Genomic DNA, 2,290 nt, shown 5'->3' with positions numbered 1-2,290 from the left:
TACCCACAAGGATATCATTAGATATTTCATGACAATTCCTGAAGCTTGTCAACTTGTTATGCAAGCTGGAGCAATGGCAGAAGGTGGAGAAATATTTGTATTAGATATGGGAGATCCTGTAAAAATCGTAGATTTGGCAAAAAAATTGATAAAATTATCAGGCTTGGAGTTGGACAAAGACATCAAGATAGAATTTACGGGACTTAGACCTGGAGAAAAACTTTACGAAGAAACTTTGATTGAAGCTAATAATATAAGTAAGACAAAATATGATATGATATTTGTAGAAGAACCGGTGGTTCACGATATAGAAAAATTATCTAACGACTTAGTGGATTTGAAGAAAACTACAGAACAAAACTCAAAGTTAGTAATTGTTGAACAATTGCAAAAAATCGTACCAAATTATACTCCGGATGTAGAACATCAATAAAAGAGGTGGAATATGGCTGACAATAAAAGAAAATCAAGTTACAGTGATATTAATCAAAAATACGATTTTTCAAGCGGAAGAGTTTCAGAAAGCGAAATGAGACGCAGGAAGAAAAACGCCGAAAAAAATCGTAGAGAAATGAGAAAACAAAGAAATAGTTACAATCATGAACAAGATATGGGCAAAACAATAGTTTTGACTCCAGAAATGGTTGAAATGGAAAGAAAAAGAATAGCTAGACAAAAAAGAATAGCTAGACAGAAGAAATTGAGAAGAAGAAGAATTATTTCCGCAATCGTGGCAATAGTTTTGATACTTTTAATTATTTTTGCTGTTAAGAAGATTACAAATAAAAACAACGCAAAACCAAAACAACAAACAACAATCACTAACCAAACACCAGTAAAACCACAGCCAGTTGTTCAATCATTAGTTAAGTTCTCAAAGACAAATAAAATGACTAATTTGTATGAAAAGAGCGAAAAAGTATCCACTGTTCTTGAACAAATTCCTAACAATGCTTATGTAAAGTATTATTCAGATCAAGGAGATTTTTCATACGTTGTGTATAATGGCAAAAAAGGATACATTTTAAAATCTGATTTGTCAGATATAGAAAACAAAAATCAATTCAAAGTAATAAAAGGCGTTTTGATTGTAAATAGTGACTACACATTGCCATCAGATTACGATCCAGGAATTGATGAAGATGCTCGTAAATCATTTACTTTAATGGTTAATGATGCAAACAAAGACGGTGTAATATTAAGAAGCGTGAGCGATTATAGATCATTCGAACAACAATCTAAGTTAGAAGATGTAGAAGATGTAAAATTCGTAAAAGCTGGTACTTCTGAACATCAAACAGGTCTAGCATATGATTTGATAGGAGAAGATTACACACTTAAATACAAATTAGATTTCTCAAAATCAAAAGAATACAAGTGGTTGATGGACAATGCTTATAAATACGGTTTCGTATTGAGATATCCTGAAGGAAAGGAAGATACTACAGGATTAAGCTTTGCTCCATGGCATTTTAGATATGTTGGAATTGATTTGGCGAAAATTCTTCACGACCAAAATTTGACATTGGAAGAATACCTTAAAGTTGCTGATGAAAATGTAACAAAGACAGACAACAACAAAGAAGATAGCGACAAACAAAACAACGAAGAAAAAGAACCATCAAACTCTGAAGAAAACTCTGAGAGAAAATCGGATAGTGAAAACTCAAATAATAACAGAGATAATTCTGATAACGAAAACTCAGAAAATTCTGACAAAAAGAGAAACAATCAAAATTCTGAAGATGATGGACAAGATAATAATAAAAACGACAGAAATAACGACAACAACGACAACAATGATAACAATAATTAGAGGTGAAATATGATTTATTTAAACAATGAAAACTTTGATGAAGAAGTAATTCAAGCAAAAGGCAAAATTTTGGTAGATTTCTATGCAGATTGGTGTGGACCATGCCAAGGACTCGCTCCAATAATTGAAGAAATTGATGAAGAAAACAAAGACGAAAACATCAAAATCTGTAAATTAAATGTAGATGGAGCACAAGAAATTTCCAGAAAATACAAAGTAATGAGTATTCCTACAATTTTGGTATTTGAAGATGGAGAAATCATAAAATCTACTGTAGGTATGGTAGAAAAAGAATATATTTTGGATATGCTAAAATAAAAAATTAAATATAAACAAATGAGATCTAATCTAGGACAAATAGATTAGTTCTTTTTTTATTGATAATTTATCATAACAAGTGCAACATAAAATAACTCATAGCTAATCAGCTGTGTTAATATGTAAGTGACCAAACAAAACATATTAAAAGGAGCG

The 2,290-nt window shown here is 30.9% G+C and carries 3 protein-coding genes; all 3 read left to right on the top strand.

Features of this window, described 5'->3' with window-relative positions; genetic code table 11:
• The coding region (locus tag KHW44_RS08825; protein ID WP_304068575.1) for a polysaccharide biosynthesis protein at positions 1–433 on the top strand (433 nt) is incomplete at its 5' end.
• A 12-nt stretch (positions 434–445) separates the two neighbouring features.
• A complete protein-coding gene (locus KHW44_RS08820; protein WP_002835038.1) occupies positions 446–1,816 on the top strand; it encodes a D-alanyl-D-alanine carboxypeptidase family protein in 1,371 nt (456 codons plus the stop codon).
• A gap of 9 nt (positions 1,817–1,825) precedes the next feature.
• Positions 1,826–2,134: a thioredoxin gene (gene trxA / locus KHW44_RS08815; protein WP_002835037.1), complete on the top strand. Its 309-nt coding sequence runs from the start codon at positions 1,826–1,828 to the stop codon at positions 2,132–2,134.
• Positions 2,135–2,290 lie beyond the last annotated feature (156 nt).

This window comes from Finegoldia magna (assembly GCF_018371055.1).
Classification (GTDB): Bacteria; Bacillota; Clostridia; order Tissierellales; family Peptoniphilaceae; genus Finegoldia; species Finegoldia magna_I.
The sequence above is the reverse complement of the archived record's forward strand: the minus strand, read 5'-3'. Positions and strand labels throughout refer to the sequence as shown.